Source organism: Arcanobacterium phocisimile (assembly GCF_016904675.1).
In the GTDB taxonomy this organism is placed as follows: domain Bacteria; phylum Actinomycetota; class Actinomycetes; order Actinomycetales; family Actinomycetaceae; genus Arcanobacterium; species Arcanobacterium phocisimile.
The window spans coordinates 136443-159579 of record NZ_CP070228.1; the positions used below are offsets into that span (position 1 = coordinate 136443).

The following is a 23137-nucleotide window of genomic DNA, read 5'->3' on the forward strand; positions in this document are numbered from 1 at the left end:
AGTGCGGCCGCGGATATTGGAAAATAGATACAGGAAAGTCCGGTTTGGGGCTGTCGGACTGGGAGCCGGGATGTGGGAGTTGGTGGCCGGGCTGTCGGACTGGGAGCCGGGGGTGTGGGAGTTGGTGGCCGGGGACCAGGACCAAGGGCGGGAGGCCGGAGCCGAGTGGCCGGCCCTAGCCAAGCCTGCGCCGCCCCAGCGGCCACTTACCCGAGCAGTTTGCGGATGCGCTGCACGGAAACCTTCCCGTGGGTTCCCAACTGTTGCGCAAACAAGGAAACACGCAATTCCTCAATCATCCACTGCGCCTTTTCGAGTTGGGCGGCACGTTGCGGATCGTACGCGGTGTCGACTTCTTGCTCTTGGGTAACGGCTTCGCTGATGCCAGCGATCTGCCATGCCAGGGAGTCTTCGGATGGGGTGGTTGGTGCTTTTTCGAGGCGGATCTGTGCCCCACGCAGGTATCGCGGAATCTGCGCTAAATATTCTTCCGGCACAGCACTGATAAACCCATCGCGCACCAGCGAACTTACGTGGTCGCGCACGTCGGTCACCGTGTTGATGAGCGCGAGCGACTTGGTTCCTCGAATCGTGCTGTCGACGTCACCGTATGCTTCCAAAATCCGCACGACGATCTGGGCAACGCGGTAGATTTCGTCTTCGACCCGGTCGCGCAACCAGCTGCGCAGGTCGTTGTATATTTCGGCGTTGCGGATGTGTCCGAGTGGTTGTTTTTCTTCGCGCGCCCAACGGTCTGCGAGGTTGCGGACTGCCGCTACGTGGAGGTCGCCGATGAGTGCAGTGGTTGACGAGTATGGTGATGCGGCCATGGCAAGGGATTCGCGCCCGGTCCATCGCGAGCTGACGCGCGCGTCGGGCAGGGTGAGTTCGTGGGCGAGGAGTCGGATGATTCCGTTGCGGTGGTCGCGTACTTGTTCGGCGGGTTCGGCGAGGATTCGCAGTTCGACGCCGGTGCCAGTTTTTGTTGGTACAGGGATGAGTGCGGGGTATCCGCGGATGATCATGCCGTGTGCGCCGACCGATTCGAGCGAGTCCGGTAGCTTGCCGTCGGGGGTTTGTGGCCAAGTGGTGAGGGTTTGCCCCGTGAATTCGCTCAGCGGGGTGTTTGCAGTGAGGTCGGGGTTTGGGGACGACGCCGGTGCCTCGGTTCCGTGACCGGCCGAACCACCAGAAAGCGCCTGCGAGACGGCGTTCTTCACGACGTGTTCAACTGCAGAGCGGGTTTGCGGCGCAAGGGAACGCTGCAAATATTCGAGAGAAGTTCCTTCTTCTAGTACTGCACCGCGTTCCGAACGCACCCGGAATGTCATCACCAAGTGGGGTGGCAGATCGGCTTGTTCCCAGGCTTCTTCATCGATCTCGATACTGCGTGCTTCGTGCACGGCCGCGCTAAACGCGTCACGGAAACTTGGCGCGCCGGCTTGCCCGTGTGCTACGTCGTCCCATTTCGGCAGTCGGGCGGCGACGTCGCGCGCCGCATCAGGCGCCGGAACGAGGTAGCGCCGGATGCGTTTGGGCAGTGCGCGAATCGTTGCAATGATAAGTTCGTCGAGCATCCCGGGAACGAGCCAGTCGAACCCATCGTCGGTGAGTTGTGGGAGCAATGTGACCGGCACGTCGATGGTGAGACCGTCGGCGTGTGAGCCGGGCACAAACGTGTAGTTGATGGGCAACGCGATGTCGCCTTGTACCCATTCGGTGGGGAAGTCGTCGTCGGACGCGTCGGTTTCGCCAAGCAGGAATTCGCGGGTGAAGGTCAGAAGGTCGGGACGGTTGTACCGTTCTTTCTTCCACCACGAGTCGAAGTGGCGTGCCGAGACGATGTTGTCGGGGATGCGTTCGTCGAAGAACACAAATTGTGCGGCTTCGTCGGCAACAATGCCGTGGCTACGTAAGCGTTCTTCGACTTCGCGGGCATCGTCAAGTGCAGCCTTGTTGTCTTTGACGAACTGGTGGTGGGTGCGCCATTGGCCTTCGACGAGGGCGTGTCGGATAAACATTTCGCGGGCAAGTTCGCTCGCGGAATCGGTTCCCACAGATGATAGCAGTACTTGCCGGTCGGCGGCGACGGTCAGCCCATAGAGCAAAACTTTTTCGTGTACTTTCGCCGCTTCGTCGCGGGTGGACCAGAACGGGTCAGAGTAGGTGCGTTTGATCAGGTGTGCGCCTACCCGTTCGATCCAGGCTGGATCAATTTTGGCGACGGTGCGCGCAAAAAGTCGCGATGTTTCGACGAGTTCGGCGGCCATCACCCAGTCGGGGGTGCGTTTTGCGAGGCCGGAGCCGGGCCAGGTGACGAAGTGGGTTCCGCGTGCGCCGAGATAGTCGCGTTTGCGCTGGTCGTAGGTGCCAACATTGGAGAGCAGACCAACAAGTAGCGAGCGGTGGATGGCGTCAGCGGCCGGCGCGTCCGCTGAAGCGCCCACTGCTTTCACAGCGTGGACGACGTCGCGATTGTGGCTGACATCGTTGTGTTTGTCGCGTGCTTGTTGGATTTGTGCAGCGGTTGGCAGGGCAATATTTTTCAGTGTGATCCCAAGCGGTTTAGCCAGTTCGCGTAGTTGTGCGACGACGTCTTGCCATTCGCGGAAGCGTAACCAGTTCAGATGTTCGGCCCGGCACATGCGCCGGAAGGCGGAACCAGATAGGTCGCGTTGTTGGGTGCGCAGGTAGCGCCACAGATTCAGGTAGGCCAAAAAGTCTGAGCTAGGTTCGGTGAATCGGGCGTGGAGTTGGTCGGCCTGGGCTTTGTATTCGGCTGGGCGCTCGCGAACGTCTTGGACGGACATGGCGGCAACCAACACCAGTACTTCGGTGGCGGCGCCATTATCTACCGCGGCTAACAGCATTCGGGCCAAGCGCGGGTCGATGGGCAGGCGGGCGAGTTTGCGCCCAATTCTAGTCAACACAGGGGTGCGCGTGTCGGGTTCGAGGGCGCCGATTTCTTCCAATAGTTGGACGCCAGCGCGCACGGCTTTGAGATCTGGCGGGTCGATGAAAGGGAAGTCGGCGACGGTTCCTAGTCCGAGCGAGGCCATCTGGAGGATGACGGATGCGAGGGAGGTGCGCTGGATTTCCGGTTCGGTGAAGTCGGGGCGGGCTGCGAAGTCTTCTTCAGAATAAAGCCGGATAGCAATACCGTCGGCGACGCGTCCGCATCGGCCCGAGCGCTGGTTGGCGGAGGCTTGCGAGATGGCCTCGATGGGCAGGCGTTGGACTTTGGTGCGTGGCGAATAGCGCGAAATGCGTGCGGTTCCGGGGTCGATGACGTAACGGATGCCAGGCACGGTGAGGGAAGTTTCGGCGATGTTGGTGGCCAGCACGATGCGCCGATAGTTGTGTGGCTGGAAAATGCGTTGTTGTTCGGCGGCTGACAGGCGCGCATACAGCGGCATGATTTCGACGGCGCCGGGTATAGAGGAGTGTCCGCCTGGTTCGATGAACCGGTTGCCGAGTTCGTCTTTGAAGGCTTTGAATGTTTCGCGGATTTCGCCTTCACCGGAGAGGAAGACGAGGATATCTCCGGGCCCTTCATTCATGAGTTCTTCGGCGGCGTCGATGATTCCGGTGATTTGGTCGTGGGCTTCTTCGCGACTGAGGTATTCGGCGTTTTCACCACTTGGCAGCGTTTCGGTTTCGCTGTCGAGTGGACGGTATCGGATTTCGACGGGGAAGGTTCGTCCAGAGACTTCGATAACTGGGGCGACGACGTCGTCACCGCCGTTATACATAAACTTTCCGAAATGTTGTGCGAACCGTTGGGAGTCGATGGTTGCGGAGGTGATGATGAGTTTGAGGTCGGGGCGTTTGGGGAGGAGCTGGGCGAGGTAGCCCATGAGGAAGTCGATGTTGAGGGAGCGTTCGTGGGCTTCGTCGATGATGATGGTGTCGTAGCGGCGTAGCATCGGGTCGGATTGGATTTCGGCGAGCAGGATGCCGTCAGTCATGAGTTTGACGAGCGTAGTGGGGGAGATTTCTTCGGTGAATCGTACGTGGTATCCGATTGGTCCGCCGAGTTCGACGTCGAGTTCGTCGCAGATTCGTTGGGCGACGGAGCGTGCGGCGATGCGCCGCGGCTGGGTGTGGCCGATCATCCCGGTGATGCCGCGGCCGAGTTCAAGACACATTTTTGGCAGCTGGGTGGTTTTTCCGGATCCGGTTTCGCCCGCGATAATAACGACTTGGTTGTCTTTGATTGCGGCCATGATGTCTGCACGGCGGGCTGAGACAGGTAGTTGTGCCGGGTAGGTGATGGCGGGGACGATTGCTTGCCGGGCAGCTAGTTGTTCGGGTGTGAACGGGCGTGGCCCGCGCGGTGCGCGCTGGTGGTGCCGATTTTTCCGACGTCGATCCGCAGGAGAACGACGGACGGAGGTGTTTTCCTGGGTTTTGTGGTGTGTTTTTTCTACAGACATCGTTTTCTATTTTCGCACGGTCGTTGGGCAATGTCAGGGTGGTTCGCTGTGAGAGTGTTCGGGATGTTGACTGTGTGGGACGTCGCAGGGATAACTGTGGCCGAGTGTTGTCGGATCGTTTTTGTGTGGGAGGTGTGGTTTAGACTTATGCACAGTGAACAAGAAAAGAGGTATGGATGAAATATTTCTGGGGATTGCTGTCGTTTGTGATCGCGGCATGTGCGGCCATACTTATTCGCCCAGATCTTCTGAGCTTTTCGCGTGATTTTGTTCTATCTACTCCGCTAGCGCAGATCATGTCGCTGCGTGTGTGGATTGCGGGCGGTTTACTGTTTGCTGCGGTGGCGCTTTTCGTTTTTTCTGTTGTACGCCGCAAGTTGCTTGGCATGGGCAGAATTGCTGCTGTTTTGGGTGCGGTGCTGTTGATTTTCAGTGGTATCCAGTTCGGCATGATTGCTGAGCGTGGGATATCTAATCCAGGCAAGCTTGGGCCAGATCGCGGGGTGTCACTTTCTTCGTCGGGCAACGGTGATATCACGGTGTTGACGTACAACACCTTGGGTGGTCGTACCGGGATGGCTGATGTAAGCCAGTTGGCAGTTTCTAACGGCGCCGACGTCATCGTCTTACCAGAAACATCAAGTGCGCATGGGCAAGAACTGGTCGACGCGTTACGCGAGAGTGGTTTGGATTTCCAGCAGTTTGATACGCATACCTCAGAGTATGATCCGGAGTTTCGCTCTACTGTTTTGCTGGTATCTCGTGGTCTAGGCGAATACGAGCAGGCAGATATTGTTCCAGATAGTGCAGCGGGTGTTTCGGCTCGTCCGGTTTCGGGGCAAGGACCTGTGTTCGTTGGTGTTCATCCGATTGCTCCGTTGCCGGCGTTGATCGATGAATGGCGTTCCGAAACCCGCTCAGTTTACAGTGTGTGTTCCGAGCCGAACTTCATTATGGCTGGCGATTTTAATTCCACAGTCGATCACCAGTTAGCTCAAGGTTTTTCCTGTGCTGATGCTGCTTATCAGGCAGGTTCTGGTGCAGTGGGAACCTGGCCGGCGTCGACTCCAGCGTTATTAGCTGCCCCGATCGATCGCGTCTTGCATGACGGGGAGCATTACACCGGTTCGGATGCTGCTGTGGTTTCAGTTGGCGATTCTGATCATCGCGGGTTACTTGTTCGGCTTTCGGTGAAGAAGTGAGTTGGATGGGTGCTCGGCGGGTGCCAGGTTATGCGGGCGGTCGCTAGACTTTTCATTATCAGTAAGAGTGTTGAACAAAGGAGAGTAGATATGAAGCTGTTTCGTACATTGATTATTGCTGGCGGAGCTTATGTGCTGGGTGCCAAGGCAGGCCGGGAACGTTATGAGCAGATCATGGATCTTGCTCAGCAGCTATGGAATTCAAGGACTATCCGTAATGTGGGGGATAACGTTCATAAGATTCGCGATGAAATTGTAGTCGAGGATGAGTAGTGATTTTTGCACCTGCCACAGGGCCTGTCAGGTGCTGTAACTCGCCGGCCAACCTGCCGAGCTACCGAATGCGTCATGCTGGTGGGGAATGCGAAAATAGTGATTGCTCGCCGCTAAATGACGTGCTTCCTGATGATTGTTGGGTAATGCTTGACATCCTAGAATTGGGGTCGTTTCTTAAGGGTTTTGCCGGAAGAGATGTTCATATCTCGGATGATGAAATTGATGAGTTAATAGCGGCGATAGAAGACCGATTTGAGCAAGCTGCATTTGGGGAGCTGAGTTACGAGGTCTATGCTGACGCGGTAGAAACTCAATCGCAACCAGGCTTGATTGAAATTCGATTGCGTGAACCCTATGAGCTCGGGGATGGCAAATATCGAATCCGTATCTATGTGGTGGAGCCAGAGCAGCCACCTTTTTCTGGAATCGTGACTTTGCTGATGCATGTCAAACGAGACGGCAACGTCAAGCTTAATAGTATGCAGAACGACTTTATGGCAGCGGCAATGAGTAGATGTATGTCTTGGGCGGAAAACTTTCATATTGCCCCCTAGTGCGACATGATATATTCACTATATGCACCAGTTGCATATAGTGAATGGGGGAGGGGCATGCTTAATCGCGAAAGACGTGAATCCATCCGGAAACGACGGGAACAAAATAAACGCGATCGGCAACTTATTTCTGACCTTGTAGAAATGCGTAAAAAATTAGGGATTGAGCAAGTAGAAATTGCGCAGAAAATGTCAGTTAGCCAGTCAACTATTTCTCGTTTTGAATCAGGGCAAATAAATCCTACACAACAAACTATTCGGCGATATGCCCGCATAGTTGGGGTGAGTATAGAATATCGATTAGTTCCAGATGTTGAAATCCGCCACGTAGTTCAAAATGTCGCCGTTTATCAAGAAATACCATATCCACAATACGGAGACACTGATTTCACTGTTCATTACTCGGACAAGGTTCAGGCATGATGTATGAAACGATGACGTTGGAGCGCGTCAAAGTAGTCAAATCTGGAATAGAGAATCTGATTCGTTCAGAAAGTGTGCAGATTGATCGAACGGAGAAGTTGAATGTAGAAACAAATATTAGTTTCTACGCTCCGCAAGTTATTGATAACGAGTTCGTGGTTGATATCGAATTATCCATTAAAGCTCAAATTGCTAGCGTAGATATGCATATGCGTGGAATCTATCATTCCGAAGATGACCTTCAAGCTTTACCGAATGACCGCGATTGGGAGATTTTTCTTTCCAGGCAAGTAGTTTCTGATATTTTGCCTTATGTGCGAGTGTACGTCTCGCAGCTATGTGGAATGGTAGATATTCCGGCGATTCCACTTGTGTTAAAAAATCCTGAATCCATGACGACGGGCGCGCACGCCTAGTTCGTATCCGTCTTTGCCACGGATCACTGGTACGCCGTCGCGTTCAACGTCGCTATCTTCACGGTCCGTGCGGAACGCTTCGGGTGAACCGTGGGAAAGTACTTGCTCGACCGGGTTTAATTCACGCAACGCAATCGCACGCACCCGCGAAGGATGCTCGCGAGCTAGTTCGTCATAGATCAGCGGATCGTATTGGCCGTCGTCGCCAACAAGGATCCATTCAATCTGCGGAAACATGACCAGCAGGTTTCGCAGCTGCGTCTTCTTATGCTCCTGCCCGGAACGGAAAAGACCAGTTGGGGTAGGCCCCCAATCGGTCAACAACATTGGTCCGATGGGTAGATCGTTGAGCTGCATGAAACGCAAAATCGTGGAATACGTATTCCACGCCCCGGTCGACAAATAAAACACGGGTGCTTCCGGCGAGCCGGCGAGCAACGTCTGATAAAACTCAGCCATTCCCGGCACCGCTTGCCGGGCGTTTGTGTGTTTGACAAAGGAGTTCCATGCGGCCCGGGCGGCTTGCGGAAGCCAGGTAACTAACACGGTGTCGTCAATATCGGAGACCAGGCCGAGCGTCGCTTTTGGTGAGACGATCATGACTGGAGCTTTGATAGGCTCACCAGCTATAGGGGTGATTGTTGCTTCATGCCAGCCTGGTTCAAGCCCGTGATTCTCGACGACGATATCTAAATATCCGCTGCGGTCAGTTCGAGCCGAAATGGTTCGGGTGCCAATGGTTACTGTAACCGGTAAAAATCCCACTTGGGTAGTGAAGAATTGTCGCCAGCCTCGCTCAGCTTCGGCAGCTTTCTCGTTAGCGAAGGAAATAATCTCATTAACCCGTTGCCCAGCATAAGAATGGGTGAGACTAGGTAAGAAAGGTAACGTGAATGTCTTATCTTCGGCTTGCGGATCTGACATGATAGCGCGTGCCAAAACACGAACTGCGCTCGTTGAACCATAACCAGCATAAGCGGTGATGCGTGGGAGCCAGCCAGCGCGGCGACTTTTGACGATACCACGACGGTTAATTGAATCCTCGACGTTGCGAGCGATATTAGCTAATCCCATAGATACAGTCTAACGAAACTTGGCCAGCTGAGGGAGAGGGTCAACTCTTGGCGTGATGCGTGAAACTGCATAGGGATTAGGCAGACTGCTTTGCCGGTTGCGAGGTGCGAGAGCTGACTACGCCAGCAACAACAACCCATAAAGTAGCCGCAATGAGTAAGGCACTCAACGGCGAATTTGGCGTGTTGAGCAGGTAGCCTAACTGCAATCCGCAAATTGTTCCGATCGCGCCAAAACTATAGGACCAACTCATAATCCGAGCGAACTGAGTTCCGCGGAAGAACACTTGGCGGTGAGTTTCCAAGATAATCACCCGGGCTTTGTTGAATAGAACGTTGAAGAAAATGAAACCGAGCGCGGTATAGAATGTGGCGTTATTGCTGGCAATGAGGACGACGGTGATCACAATATTGAGAGCCGAAAGTCCGGCGGTTGCTTGCAAGGCGCGTTTAGTTGGGATGGCTTTGGAGATGCGCCGCCCAACGAGTGGGCCAACGGTTGCTGCACTACCGAAGGCAATCAGCACCCACCCCATGGCTATCTGTGCCGGGCGCCCGCTCAAGTTCGCTGCCCACAAGAATACGAGTGAGCCGGTCAATGCTCCGATGACTTGTAAGACGAAGGAAAGTAGTGGCGAAGCTGGGCCGGAGCGGAAAAGATCAAAGAAGAACTGACGCATCGGTAGGCGTGCACCGGTTACGGAGAATTCGTCGTCGTCGGCATCAATTAACGCGGGCATCGCGTACGTGTGCCGGGCCCACATTCGGAAACCCGCGCCGGCAAGCGACAACACCGCGTTGGCAACGAACAGAACCTGCACGGAAAGAACAGACATCCATGCACCGGCCGGGCTGGCAACAACCAGGCCGATAAAGCCGAGCCAAGCATACAGTGCGGCGTTAAACGACAGTGCGTGTTCTTCGGAATGTTGAGCGAACGCCGCGCCGTAAAACTCTTCGGCGATATCAGATACCGGTGCGAGGAATAGATCGATCGCAATATATCCGATCAACAGCCACATCTGCGGTATGCCGGTAAACATCAGTGCGACGACGGCGACAACCGACAGTAGAGCTTCAATGAAGTCAACGGTAATCAGCGTCGTATCCGGAGAATATTTCTTGAGGATATGCGCATAGAGTGGAAAAGCGAAAACACAGAGCTGTTCGGCGGAAGAAATCAGCACGAATGTGCCCACACTGACCTGGCCAGCAGCAGTAAGCGCGTTCCAACCACCTTCAATCAGGCGATTACCTAAAACTGTGAGGATCAGGCCAACAACCATCACCCTGCGCACGCGGCGCAACGTCTGGGAAGACATGAGTACCTTTCTAGTGTAAAAACTAGTATTTAGGCGTGCTCCCCGTGGGAGAACACCGTCGATTCATAACGGTAGAGATCGCCGCGATACGTGTGAATGCCCCACTCGATAATATCGCCTGTTTCATTGAAAGCTGTACGGTTGATAGTGAGAACTGGCTGACGTAACGGAATAGTGAGGAGTTTAGCCTGGCGTCGAGTGGGACGCTCAGCCCCAACCGACTGTGTTGTCGACGCAATAATCATTCCAGATTGACGAATCAACTCATACAATCCGTGCTGTTCAAGATCAGCAAAACTTGGCGCGAGATCGGCACGCATCCAGTTATAGAGCAAGGCAATAGGTTCCCCGTCGCGATAGCGCAGCCGTTCGAGTTCCAACACCGGTGTGCCGAGTGGACAATCGAGTTGCTGCGCCATTTTCACAGTTGCCGGAACCATATTGTAGGCCAAAATCTCGGTGCTCGGATGCTGCCCTCGAACCCGCAACTCTTCGTTCAGCGACGTGAGTTTCAACAGTCGATGGCGCGGCTTGGGCGCCACAATAGTGCCCTTGCCTCGCCGCCGGATCAGCAGTCCTTGCTCCACCAACGTTTGCATGGCACGCCGGGCGGTTGGCCGGGAGACCTTGAGCCGATGTGCCATCGAAATCTCGTTCTCGATTGCCGTGCCGGCAGACAATTCGCCGGCAATAATGGCACGCTCGATCGGCTGCGATATTTGCACATGGAGTGGAATATCTGAGGTCCGATTGAGTTCGATCCGAGGTGCGTATGGGTGGAGCATAATGATTGGTTAGGATTCTAGCGCAGCGGCGACAACAGCCTTGGCTTCGTCTTGAACGCGGGCCAAGTGTTCGTCACCGTGGAATGATTCGGCGTAGATCTTGTAGACATCCTCAGTACCCGATGGGCGAGCCGCAAACCACGCGTTTTCCGTGGTGACTTTCAGTCCGCCAATCTTTGCTCCATTTCCAGGTGCCTCAACCAAATGCGCCGTGATGGTTTCGCCAGCTAGCTCAGTGGCAGTCACATCGCTTGGTGCCAACGCAGCCAACTTAGCTTTTTCTGCCTTCGTTGCTGCCGCATCGATACGTGCATAGGACGAACCGCCAAACTCGGCCACCAGTTCACGATGCAACTGAGACGGGCTTTTACCCGTCACCGCAGTGATCTCGGCCGCCAACAGATCCATAATCAGACCATCTTTATCGGTGGTCCACACGGTACCGTTCTTCCGCAAGAACGATGCGCCGGCAGATTCTTCACCGCCAAACCCGATCTTCCCAGAGATCAACCCGGGCACAAACCACTTGAATCCGACCGGAACTTCAACGAGCTTTCGTCCGATATCGCCAACTACGCGATCGATTAACGACGACGACACCAGCGTCTTACCAACGCCAGCACCAGCCGGCCACTGCGGGCGATGCGTAAACAAGTACTGGATCGCCACCGCCAAATAGTGGTTCGGATTCATTAAGCCAGCATCGGGAGTAACGATTCCGTGCCGGTCTGAATCGGCGTCATTACCGGTTGCAATATCGAACGGTGAATGACCAGAAGCGTCCGGCTTCATGCGTTCAAGCAGCGAAGCCATGGCATACGGGGAGGAGCAATCCATGCGGATCTTGCCGTCCCAGTCCAACGTCATAAACGGCCACGCTGGATCAACAACCGGATTAACAACCGTTAAATCGAGACCGTAACGTTCGGCGATTGCACCCCAATATTCGGCTGACGCGCCACCCATCGGGTCGGCGCCGATGCGCACGCCGGCATCCCGGATCGCTTCAAGATCGATAATTGTTTGCAGATCGTCAACGTAAGCAGACAGGTAATCATGCCCACGCGTGGTATCCGCTTTGATAGCGACATCGTACGGAACACGTGGCACATTGCGCCAGCCTTCACGCAAAATCTCGTTCGCACGCTGCGCAATTGCCGAGGTAGCATCCGACCCTGCCGGGCCGCCGTGCGGTGGATTGTACTTGAAACCGCCGTCGCGCGGCGGATTATGCGAAGGGGTGACGACGATGCCGTCAGCCAAGCCCGGACCGGAGGTGCGGACGCCGTCGAACGTGTCAGCCCCATTCGCCGTCAAAATTGCGAGAGAAACCGCTGGGGTAGGAGTCCAAGAATGACGAGCGTCAATCCGAACTTCGACGTCGTTCGCCGCTAAAACTTCCAATGCAGTACGCTCTGCTGGTTCCGAGAGTGCGTGAGTATCGCGGCCGATATACAGCGGACCATCAATACCGTGTGCCCGGCGATATTCCACAATAGCTTGGGTGGTTGCCACGATGTGTGCCTCGTTAAAAGCACCGTCGAAAGCCGAACCACGGTGACCAGAGGTGCCAAATACAACCTGCTGGGCTGGGTTTGCTGGATCGGGTTCAATGTCATAGTAGGCGCTGATGAGAGCATCGACGTCGATAAGGTCAGATTGCTGAGCCAGGGTTCCTGCGCGTTCATTCATAACTCTAGTCTACTAAATGTAATTGCATTGGTGTTGGCGCTCGCCTTAGCTCGTGGAAAAATAGTGGTGGCTCAAATGTTGTGGAAACATTTGAGCCACCAGATAGGACGTTGTGTCTTAGCTATTAGACGTTGTGCTGACGCCTTATCAGTGTTGTAGTAACTCCGAATAGTCCAAGGGCGAGGATGCCGAAGAGTGAGATTCCGGGGCCTCCTGAGCGTGGTAGATTTCCGGTTTTAACATCATTAACAGTGATTGTGATGCTATTGTCCTGTCCCTGGACAGTTCCACTCAGAGTATTGTCAGTTCGGACTTTGACTGCGTCATTATCTAAATAGGTTTCAAGCTTCAACGGTTGTGGAAGAAGGCTGAGGCCTGTTGGAGCCTTGGTTTCTACAAGGAAATATGTTTGTCCAGGTTTAACCTCGAAAGATAAGCCGTGATCTTCTTGGTTTTCCTCATATTTAATGCTGTGCAGAACTTTAGTGTAATCAGGTGAAGACTTGTCCGTATTGGCAGCGTAAACGCTAAATTCTGCACCACCCAAGTTTTCTAAGACAGTCGGCTTGTCCATTTTTGGATCGTACTCAGCTTTTTTGACCGTTACTTTGCCCTTATTCTCGAGCTTCGCATTATCAAATACGCAGGTAATGTCCGCACCTTTACGTTTATTAAATGGAATATTGAATTTTACGCCCGGGTTAGAAGGAGACTCAACATTCGTGAACTCGAGGTTCTTGGGTGTAGTTCCTATGCCGGTGGTGTACGTACATTTGGCGTTCTTTATATCCGTTTGTTTCACAAGTGAAAAGCCCTCTTGTTGGCTTTCGGTAAGGGAAACATCTTTGACATCCGCGGAGCTTTTAACCAGCCATTTGGCGGTACCCTTTTTATCAGATTCAGTTCCGTTGGAAGTTTTCAGAACGGACTGGCTTTGTGGAGTGCGCTCTTGGAGGTTCGCATCAGTAAATGTTTTGCCTTCTAAACCGTCGAGAAGAACTTTTTGTTCACCACTGTTCGTGGTGAATTCCCAGCCGGCAGTGTTTGCGTCAGCAGGGAAAGTACGCTGATCATGCTCAGTCTTTTCTTGTCCGGGCTCTACGATACGTTTTTCTACCGTGATACTTGCTTTACAGTAGTTATCTGACGTGATGTCTCCGTATTCACGCAATTTACCGTCTTTGTCTTTGCGGTAACGATCCACATCACCATATTCACCGTTGGTTTTGTTGCCAAATTCGTCTAGACCGGAGTTATCAACTGTTACATGTTTAGTGTTTGGATCGCGATCGAATCCGATAACTCCTGCAACATTTTCTACACAATCGGTTGGTAGAGAATTGTTTTTACGTGTGGCTTTTATGGTGAGGATAGCAGAGTTACCTGGTTCGAGCTGTCCGTGAATCGCTTCTACTACGGTATTGCCGTTGGCAATGGGTGTGCCAACGTATGCAGACCAGTTACCAACGCTAAAACTTTTATTAGTAGTCCCTGCAGGAATCGGTGTTGAACTATTATTGCTTTGCAATTCGGTGACAACGAAGTCTTTAGGAATAGTATCGTAAGCAATGAAACCGGAACTGGTAGTATCTTTCGAAACATTCTTTACTTCGATGTCCCAGATTACTTCAGTTTCAGAGATATCTTTACGTGTTTTACGAATTTCAAGGTCCACGACATTTTCATCTACAGAAATCGATGAGGTTCCGTTGGAATTATATGATTTCGGAGCTAAGCTGTCTCGGGAAACCAAGCTAAAAGCGGGGTTATTGGATTCTGGATTAGTGATCTGAATCTGTATTTGGTCTGCTGTTGCGCCGCTACTGGCGGTACCGAATCCCAGAATGGAATTTCCGGCTGCCCACGCTTTGCCCCACTGGTGGCCAGATGGAATACTTTGTCCGGCTCGTGTACGGAGACCACTAATATCCCATCGATGAACGGTGCCATCGAGAGTATTGATGCGTTCTATAAAGACTTTCTTAACATCTTTCGCAACATCTGAGTTCCAACCGTTTTGAATTCCCCAAATGTAATCTCCAGCGATATGTTGCTTCTTCGTGAAGCCATTATTCGCTTGTTCTGGGACATAAAGCGGAGTGTAGTCCTCTGACCAAGCGCGCCCAGAACGGTCTTTATTTCGGCCATAATCAGGACCTCTAAGAAAAGAATCAGGCCACCAGTCGCTAGTTAGGCGTTTGCTTGTGTTGATCCATTTTTGTGCGTTATTGATCGGTTGAGCAGTGACATTATTGATGTTTACCGAATATAAAGCACCTGTCCCGGATGTTGAAGCATTCGAGACGACGTATTGCCCATTTTTGGTAAAAGTGCCCACATTTATGCCGCCCCATAGATCATTTGGGGTGGTGGTGTTTTCTTTTCCTTGGAAGGCATAGTTGTTGGTTCCCGGTGCTGTTACACGTCCGAGGTTCTTAACTTCGCCAGTTACTGGATGAATTTGAAGGAGATGGCCGGCGGGAAAGCAAGGATCATCTTTTGTGATTGTATAGAATTTTCCTTGATAACCTGCAGGTTCGCTATAAGGTGAGGAATGGTTACCTACTCGGCCTTGACTGATTCCGTATAACCAGTTGTCTTCTGGATTATAAGCCAATGCGTTTACCACCCAGCCTGTTTCTTTCCCAATTGTGTTAAAACTGCTTTGTCCGGGAATTTGTCGGAAAAGCTGGGATCGGTCTCGGCTTTGGGCATCAGGTATAGCAGCGGTCACGTAGGTAGAGACCCCGTTACGTTTTTCTTCGGCGCTCAGAGTTCGCGGACCTTCTTTGGAAACTACCTTAGAAGCATCAACAGGATCCCCGTGTGAATCTTTGTAGGATTCTAGGCGGGCCAAGATTCTATTTTGAGGATAATTTTCGTTTGCAACAAAGCCAAGGTAGCGTTCATCGGTAGCGTCTATTGGGGAATAATAGAGTAACGGAACTCGAGTTTTAGTAGTATATTTTGCTGCAATTTCTTTTAGTGATCCGATAGAAGGTCTGCTTAATTTCCGCTCGCCGGATCCGCCTGCAAAGATTGCCGGTTGTGAGTATCGGGCACGATCTTCACAGAAACCACCAGCCTGCACTTTTCCAACGAGTTTTATGCTTAAAGGTTGTGTAGTCCCAGGAGGATAAGCTGAGCAGTACGAAAGGGCGTTTTCAATAGTTACATATTGACCTTTTTCAATAGTTAGATCCTGATGAATAGCGTATTGTACTGTTTTCTTACTAGGGTCTGCATTGTCGGTGACAGTGTAATGCGTAGTTTTCTTTATGTCGTCCCACGTCGGCTCATAGCTTGAGGAAAACATGCGCTTATAGTCAGCCACCTTTATGGTATTTGCTCTCCCTTTCCAATTGTCAACGGGGGGAACTTCTATAGTTAGATGGGGTAAACCAGGTCGCGTAATAATGATTTCAGAAATATTGATATTCGCGGGTGCATAAAAAGAAATATCAACAATTCCTGCGTTACACTTACCGTTCTTCCACCAGTCATTGGCATTGACTACCTTCACCGTGTCTGACTTTGTGGAGAGCACCTCAGATTTCTTTTCTTGTGGATCGAAACCTTTAGTAAAGGTAGCAGCTTCAGCTTTAGTTGATCCCATAAGGAGATAACCATTATTGGTGGAAGGCAACAGGTTAAGGCTTGAAAGTAGAACACCTGTGACGGTGAAAAGCGAAGTTATTATATTTCTTTTGCGGACTTGTTTCATCGTTGTTCCTTCAATGATCGAATATTGTTGCCGGTGAGTCTTTTTGATTTTGTGGCGTTTAGGAGTGGGGGTCACTTAACGTCTAATACTGCGGCGATAATGTTGCTAAAGCTTATATGTGGTTTATACGTAGGGCAACCTTTCAGTTCGTGGTCTATTTACCCCACGAGATCGGTTATGTAGGCCAGAATGTTATAACTGACGAACTCTCCATAGGTTTCCAAGGATCAAGAAGTGGGCCAAGGGATTTGAAACTGAACTAGATATTGGCCAGCTATTCTTCAGGCGTGGAAATAAACTTTGGGTGGCTTGTCTACTGGGTAATAGGCAAGCCACCCAAAGATGCGTTAACAAACAAATTTATTTTTGTTTATCAACGTAAAGGAATGATTCCTTCTTGAAAGTTTTAGGCTTTCTTGCTGTTGCGTTTAGCGGCGAAGATTCCACCACCGATAATCGCTGCGCCAAGCAGACCGAAGATCGTGATACCAGCGCCACCAGTGAGTGGAAGCTTTGGCTTGGACTTGATGTTGATAACATCAACCGTGCGGAAAAGCGTTTGGATATTGTCGGTGATGGAACTAGCGGATTCCTCAACTGTCGTTTTGGTTGTCTCTGATTCTGGTATAACCTTGCCTTCTTCATCAAGCTTCCAAGTTGATTCTGTTGTAATCTTTTGGACATTCGAAGCGTCGATAGTGAAGAAAATTGGTTTAGGATTCAGCTCAAACCCTGCAGGTGCTTCTATTTCGACAAGTGCATATTTTTTATATGTTGCATCTTTTGCCTCTGAGTCTTCGAGATTGTTTGCGTGAAGACCATCAATAACAACTTTTCCGGTGTCTTTTGCGGTGGTCCACTTGTTTGTATTTCCCACCTTCACAGGGGTCTTATAGTCGATTCCGTCTTCGGTGACACCGTAAACCTGGAAAACTGCGTCCGGAAGGGGCTTTCCTGTATCATCCTTCTTGACGATCTCGATTTTTCCCCAAGCGGATACAACAGTTTTTGTTTTAGCGCCCTTCCCTGGCTCTGATGGTGGAGTAGTCGGGTTTTTCGTTATATCGCCTTTACCGGAGCCGTTATTTTTGAATACAATCGCTTTGTTTGGAATAATTCCTGACTTTTTGACTGTGGGCTGGAAAATTAAGTAGGCTTTTAATTCGTTCTGGTTGTCAGCTGCTTTTGCCTTTCCAAGTTTGTTTAGTCCGGGTACGTCAAAAGCTACAAACAGTTTCTGACCTTTAATGGTCACTTTATAGTCAGAATCCTGAACTAAACTGGTTGTGTTGCTCTTAAATGATGAAAGTGCTTTTTCTTTAGAAATTGCTGTTGATAGAAAAACTCGTGAATTGGTTGTTAACTCTAATTTTTCATCTAAGTGATCGAAGAACGCAAACTCATTAAGATTTGTTTCTAGGCCATCTTTTTGGTCTTTAAGATCGAGTACTTTGGTAGCTGGAATTGATGCCTCGATTGTGTAGGTAATGGTATCGCCGACGTTCGATTTAGCGTCATCTACAAACTTTGTGTTTTCGTCCTTGGAGTTTTTTGGATAAATCCAAATGCCATAATTACCGTCCGTGTCGACAAGCCATTCAGTCTGGTTCTCAGGGTTTGTTGTAGGTAAGAAGATTAATGAATCCGGAGCGGCTTTATATGTAACCTCTCCTACAGTTGAATTTGTTTCCCTCAGGATGTACACGCCGAGCTTAAGGTCTTTCCAATCGATCTCGCCTTTATTTCCGGTCTTAAAAGAACCATTTGCACCCGGGGTTGCGTTTTCAGGCGTTTTGGAAGGTGTTAACATGTCCTGTGTGACGTCAGATGCTGATAGCTTGGCTAGCGCGGTGAGTTGCGCAACGTCTGTAATGTCAATTGGCTTTCCGGAAAATGTCCCAAATTTACTAGAAATTGGAAATTTGGTTACTTGCGAAAGTGAAAATTCAATTCCTTGAATTGTCTTTTGTCGAGGGCTACTATCAAGCTTTATTCCATTTGCTGGAGAGCCAGCTTTACCTTCGTCGTCATATTTGACTAGGTGTATATTTCCCTTTTTGCTGGCGTCAATGACCGAGTCTGGCGCTTTGCCATTGTCCGCTTGGGCGATACCGCCCGTGAGGACTAGGGCGCCTGCGGTGACGGCAACAACGGCCATCTTGCGCAATTTATTAAACATTTGTTCTCCTGTTGTCGTGCTGTGGACTTGTGTCCATAACATTCGCTGAGTAGCACGTTTCATGATCAAATGTGCTCCCGGCAGATGATCTTACGCAGGGCAAACTATTAGCCACGAACGTGATACCTATCAGTCTAGATTATGGCTTGGCTGATTCTGATATATATTATTGTGACGTGATATTTCTAATATGTATAATGTGTAATTAGCCCGAGTTTTGAAAAGGTGTCAAATCGTTATTGATTTCAGAAGTTTAGCAACGCCTAGATATAGTTCTTTTTTGTGGCGATTCGTAACGCAATCCAACCCAATGGCACACGGCCCCAGAAGGTGAACAAACGATAGAGCACCGCGGTTGATAACGCCACTGAATACGGAATACCGGCAAGTACCAAACCACCGGTCAACGCTGCTTCCACCGGGCCGATACCACCAGGGGAGGGAACCAACGAACCCACCGAATTCGAAATCAGATACGTGACCGCCAAGGTCACCAGCGGCAACTGGTAGCCGAACGCGCCCAACGCAAAGCCGAAACAGGCAATGAACGCAATGGTCATAATGAGTGAGCCAAGCAACCCCAACAGCAACCGTTGCGGATGAGTGCCCAGCCAGACCAGGCGCGGCCAAATCTGCTCCACAGTCGGTTGGATCTTGCGTAAAATCCACCGGCGCAACGGTTTAATGAGGAATATTGAACCGAGAGCTGCCACACCAACCGTAATACCGATCATGACCGATTCTGACGGCATTGACAGCGAACCTAGCTCACCGGTAATCAACGTCAAAACAGCTAGCGACAAAATCGTGGTCACAAATTGCGCTACCTGCACCACTGTCACAGTCGCAACAGCGGCCGCAGTCGCCACATTCTTCTTCTGTAAGAACCGCATATTAAGCGCTGCTGGACCAATACCGGCCGGTGCCACTAACGTCACTAACGAAGCTGCGATTTGAATAATAATTGATTGCCCCAGCGGAACATGTTCACGCGTATAGGCTTTCAACGTGATCGCCGCACCCAAATATGTCAGCAAACCAGCAGAGAAGGACAAGATCATCCACATCATATTTGCTGACTTAATCGCCGCTGCCAGCTCCTCAAAGTTCACCGAAGCAGCCAGCAAGTACACGGCGATTACACCGATTGACACCGTAATAATCGTCTTCGGTGAGAAGCGTTTAACCTCAATAGGCTCCATCGAACCCATATCTGGTAGTCGCTCTTCAAGTACTTGCCGTACTGTCTGAAAATCCTTCGCCTTCGGAAAATCTTCCCGCGTACGTGCCGGCATCAGCGTTTTTTGAAGCAGTGGAGCCAAGGACATGATGCGTTCGAACGGAATTGCGCGCGACAACGAATCCACTGCACGATTAATCCCCACAACACCCGAGAGCATAGCCAAACTCTGTGCCAAATCAACCAACCGCACAGTTTCACCAGTCATAATCGAACCAGCTTGCCACTGGGTGATCTGCAAACCGGCATCGCTGTAGCGCACACAGCCAGCGTGTATATCGCCGTGAGATAATCCGCGCAGGTGGGCAGTTTGCACCGTCTGCCAGAAAGCATCGAGCTGTTCATCGGTGATTATTTCGCCATCGACGTCGTCGAGCAAAACCGACGACGACGTTCGGTACACGATACATACCGATGAATCTGCGTGCGCACTGCCGACAAATAGCTGTTCGGAAATACCGGCGTCCTCGGTAGCAAGTTGCATAAGGATATGATGCTGGGCGGCATCGTGAAGCGTACGCGAATTTTCTCGATAGGCAACCTTGAACCGTAACTGTCGCCAAAGGTCTGCGAGTACGCTAACAATAAGCTGATCTTCGTCAAGAACGTGAACGTAGAAGGTTTCGCCATGAATATCTCGCACCACATACATGCGTGAAACAGATTCTGGCCGAAAAGCTGGGAAAGAAGATCGGATGCCGGCCGATAAATCGGCTGCGTTTACCCCAGAAGCTGGCGAAATGGTCGAGATCTGCTCTGTGATTTCAAGGGCATCGCCAACCTGGCGTTCGTCATCAGATTTGTTCCACATGGTTGCGAGTCGTTGCAAAGCACTCATGTCGATATAGCCGATCGGGCTGCGTGCCTGAACCGTCCAGGCCGATACGGAATCAGCGACGTCGGCGTCGTAGCGGATGACATCAACCGGGTCGATTCCGGAGCGGCGAATAAGATCCACAAGATGGGTGCCGGTGAGCCGGCGCGGTAACGTTCCGATGATAAATCGGGTACAAAACGCAACTCCGATACCGAGCAAAATTGTGGCCACCGCATTGGGTGGAGTGTTCATGCCCTGCAAGGCTGCAAGTACGATAACGATGATGGTCAGAATCCAGCCCCAACGTACCAGTCGAGATCCTCGATAGGTGCCGGCGACGATGAGCAGTGCACTAATAACGGCAAGATACGGGATCGGTTCGGTAAACATTTTTAGTGGACTGACCGTCGAAATCCACTCTTGGCGCATGGCGTATTCGATGAAGAAGCGTGAAGACTGAACGAGTACGACGGTGCTCGCTGAGGCGGCAACTGCAGTAGCTAACGCACGCCATCGCCGACGGATCAGCATATCTAAAATGAGAGTGATTGGCAGGAAGAAAGAAACCAAACCCTGCACGGTGTTGATTGGGATAAAAAGGATCTGTTCAACGAAACTTGATGTTGCTGCACGTACGTCACTTGTGACGCCTAGAACCGTCAGGCGAGCATATAAGGCCAGAAAAACCACCCCGGCAACGGACACAAATGCAACGAAGGCTCCTACGAGATCGGCTGGTTGCCGGATCCACCGCTGAGGTGCATCAACAACAAGGACGTCACGCGCAGGTGCTTTTTTTACGTCAGTTAACGGGTGAGTTTGACTGTTCACTCCTCCATCTTATCGAGCATTGCGTAAACGTAGCGAGTTGGCGACGACGATGACTGACGAACTAGCCATCGCAATCGCAGCCAGGCCGGGTGCAATTATTCCGAAAACGGCCAACGGGATAGCGAGGAGGTTGTATCCGAACGCCCAGGCTAGATTTTCTTTAATGATACGTAGCGTCTTGTGGCCGATGCGCAGCATCTTGGGGATGACGTTGATACGCGATTCGACGATGGTGACGTCGGCGCTGGCTTGGGCCACATCGGTTCCCGACCCCATGGCGATAGAAAGATCGGCTGCGGCGAGGGCAGCGGCGTCATTGATACCGTCGCCCACCATCGCCACCTTCTTACCTTCGGCGCGTAGCTGGGTGATGATGGCGTATTTATCTTCCGGTAGCACGTTGGCGTGAACGGTGGTGATCCCGAGCTGGTTGGCGATGGTGGTGGCACTGGCGAGGTTGTCGCCGGTGATCATCATCGGTTCGATTCCTTGTTCACGCAACCAGGTAAGTGCTTCGATGGCGTCGGTGCGAATGGTGTCGCTCAAGACTACGTAGCCATAGAATTCCATGCGACTACCGCAGGCGACGATTGTGCCAGGCTCATTAAGGGCTGGGACCGGCACCTGGTTTTCCCGCAGCCACGCGAGGCTGCCGGCGAAGATCTGTTCGTCGTTCCAGCGGGCGGTTAATCCGCGGCCGACTTCTTCACGTACGTCGGTGACGGTGGCCGGTTCGACGCCGCGGTTGTGTGCGCCAGATACGAGTGCGCGCGCTAACGGATGATGCGAGTGGGCTTCGATGCCGGCAAGTACCGCGAGCGTATCGGTTGCGGTGTGGTTGACGACGTCGGCGATGGTAAGTTCGCCGGTGGTGAGGGTGCCGGTTTTATCGAGTGCGATTGCGTCCAGCGAGTGGGCGTTTTCCAAGGCTTCTGGGCCGGAAATGAGGACGCCGTGCTGGGAGAGGCGGCCGGAGCCGACGAGCAGTGCGGTTGGGGTTGCTAAACCTAACGCACAGGGGCAGGCGACAACGAGCACAGTGATGGCTGACGATAGTGCCATATCGAGGGAGTTGTCGAAGACGAAGATCCGCGCAAGCAAAGTGGCGAGCGCAATAAGGAGTACGCCAGGTACGAATACGGATGCGATTTGGTCGGCGAGACGCTGGATGGGGGCTTTGCCTACTTGTGCTTGTTCAAGCAGTCTGCCCATCTGTGCCAGTGTGGTGTCCGAGCCGACGCGGGTTGCGCGAATACGCAAGGATCCGTTGGTGAGGATGGTTGCGCCGATGACGGCGTCACCTTCGTGCACGTCAATCGGGGTGGATTCGCCGGTGATGAGGGATGCGTCGATTGCGCTGGATCCAGAAACGACGATTCCGTCGGTTGGAATTTTTTGGCCGGCGTGTACGGCGAAAATGTCTCCGACGGCGAGATCGGTTGCCGGGATGGTTTCATCAGCTGGGCTGCCGTCGGCTCGTTGAACGAGCTTAGCTGAGGGTGCTCCGGTTGAGAGCAGGAGGCGCAGGGCATCGCCGGCGTGGCGCCGGGAGCGCGATTCGAGCCAGCGTCCCAACAGCAGGAAGGTGACGATCATGGCTGCTGATTCGACGTAGATATGGGTGTGGCCGTGAGCGTCGAGGCTGAGTAGTCCGCTCATCGACATGGTGTAGCCGATATGCCCAGCGCCGCCGAAGAATAGCGCCCATAGTGACCAGGCCATCGAGGTGACGACGCCGAGGGAAACCAGGGTGTCCATAGTTGACGAGCCGTGGCGGCCGGCGGAGAATGCCGCTTTGTGGAAGGGCCATCCGCCCCAGAAAGCAACGGGGATTCCCAGTGCGGTGATGAACCATTGCCAGCCAGCGAACTGCCAGGCCGCGATCATGGATAGGGCGATGATGGGAACGCTCAAGATGACGGACACGATGAATCGGCGTCGAAAATCGTTACTGCGGGCAACAGAATCGGAAGTGTCGAGCGTGTCGTCTTCCAGGACGCTTGCGCCGTATCCCGCTTTTTCGACGACAGAGATGAGATCTGCGTTCGATAGTTCTGCTGGAAATTCGACGTGGGCGCGTTCGGTTGCCAAGTTGACGACGGCGGTGACGCCTGGGACTTTGTTGAGTTTCTTTTCCACGCGAGTCGAGCATGACGCACATGTCATG

General features: G+C 52.2%; 14 protein-coding genes. 5 read left to right on the top strand and 9 right to left on the bottom strand.

Going from position 1 to position 23137, the window contains the following annotated elements; all coding sequences use genetic code 11:
• Positions 1-206: 206 nt before the first annotated feature.
• Positions 207-4436 (bottom strand): ATP-dependent RNA helicase HrpA, encoded by a 4230-nt coding sequence (hrpA, locus tag JTE88_RS00555; protein WP_204424645.1) that lies wholly within the window; start codon positions 4434-4436, stop codon positions 207-209.
• 176 nt (positions 4437-4612) lie between these two features.
• Between hrpA and JTE88_RS00560 the strand changes: the two genes are divergently transcribed.
• The 5 genes from JTE88_RS00560 to JTE88_RS00580 all read left to right on the top strand — a co-directional run bounded on the left by JTE88_RS00560 (position 4613) and on the right by JTE88_RS00580 (position 7307).
• Entirely contained in the window at positions 4613-5638 is a 1026-nt protein-coding gene (locus tag JTE88_RS00560) for an endonuclease/exonuclease/phosphatase family protein (RefSeq protein WP_204424646.1), read from the top strand.
• A 90-nt stretch (positions 5639-5728) separates the two neighbouring features.
• Positions 5729-5911 (top strand): hypothetical protein, encoded by a 183-nt coding sequence (locus tag JTE88_RS00565; protein WP_204424648.1) that lies wholly within the window; start codon positions 5729-5731, stop codon positions 5909-5911.
• Entirely contained in the window at positions 5911-6468 is a 558-nt protein-coding gene (locus JTE88_RS00570; RefSeq protein WP_204424650.1) for a hypothetical protein, read from the top strand. Before JTE88_RS00565 ends, JTE88_RS00570 begins: the two co-directional genes overlap by 1 nt.
• A 57-nt stretch (positions 6469-6525) precedes the next feature.
• Positions 6526-6891 (top strand): helix-turn-helix domain-containing protein, encoded by a 366-nt coding sequence (locus tag JTE88_RS00575; RefSeq protein ID WP_204424652.1) that lies wholly within the window; start codon positions 6526-6528, stop codon positions 6889-6891.
• A complete protein-coding gene (locus tag JTE88_RS00580; protein WP_204424653.1) occupies positions 6888-7307 on the top strand; it encodes a hypothetical protein in 420 nt (139 codons plus the stop codon). Before JTE88_RS00575 ends, JTE88_RS00580 begins: the two co-directional genes overlap by 4 nt.
• Here JTE88_RS00580 and JTE88_RS00585 read toward each other — a convergent pair.
• The 8 genes from JTE88_RS00585 to JTE88_RS00620 all read right to left on the bottom strand — a co-directional run bounded on the left by JTE88_RS00585 (position 7266) and on the right by JTE88_RS00620 (position 23136).
• Positions 7266-8381 (bottom strand): App1 family protein, encoded by a 1116-nt coding sequence (locus JTE88_RS00585; protein WP_204424655.1) that lies wholly within the window; start codon positions 8379-8381, stop codon positions 7266-7268. The genes JTE88_RS00580 and JTE88_RS00585 overlap by 42 nt on opposite strands.
• A 76-nt stretch (positions 8382-8457) precedes the next feature.
• Positions 8458-9702, bottom strand: a complete 1245-nt coding sequence (locus JTE88_RS00590) for an MFS transporter (protein WP_204424657.1) — start codon at positions 9700-9702, stop codon at positions 8458-8460.
• A 29-nt stretch (positions 9703-9731) separates the two neighbouring features.
• A complete protein-coding gene (locus JTE88_RS00595) occupies positions 9732-10487 on the bottom strand; it encodes a GntR family transcriptional regulator (protein ID WP_204424659.1) in 756 nt (251 codons plus the stop codon).
• A 9-nt stretch (positions 10488-10496) separates the two neighbouring features.
• Entirely contained in the window at positions 10497-12179 is a 1683-nt protein-coding gene (pgm, locus tag JTE88_RS00600; RefSeq protein ID WP_204424660.1) for a phosphoglucomutase (alpha-D-glucose-1,6-bisphosphate-dependent), read from the bottom strand.
• A gap of 124 nt (positions 12180-12303) precedes the next feature.
• Positions 12304-15903 (bottom strand): DUF6923 family protein, encoded by a 3600-nt coding sequence (locus JTE88_RS00605; RefSeq protein WP_204424661.1) that lies wholly within the window; start codon positions 15901-15903, stop codon positions 12304-12306.
• A 406-nt stretch (positions 15904-16309) separates the two neighbouring features.
• Entirely contained in the window at positions 16310-18145 is a 1836-nt protein-coding gene (locus tag JTE88_RS00610) for a SpaH/EbpB family LPXTG-anchored major pilin (RefSeq protein ID WP_204424662.1), read from the bottom strand.
• A 200-nt stretch (positions 18146-18345) separates the two neighbouring features.
• Complete coding sequence (locus tag JTE88_RS00615; RefSeq protein ID WP_204424663.1) at positions 18346-20970, bottom strand: lysylphosphatidylglycerol synthase transmembrane domain-containing protein; 2625 nt, start codon at positions 20968-20970, stop codon at positions 18346-18348.
• Positions 20971-20979: 9 nt separating this feature from the next.
• Positions 20980-23136 carry a heavy metal translocating P-type ATPase gene (locus tag JTE88_RS00620; protein ID WP_204424664.1) on the bottom strand — a complete coding sequence of 719 codons (2157 nt, stop codon included), beginning with the start codon at positions 23134-23136 and terminating at the stop codon, positions 20980-20982.
• Between the last annotated feature and the right edge of the window lies 1 nt (position 23137).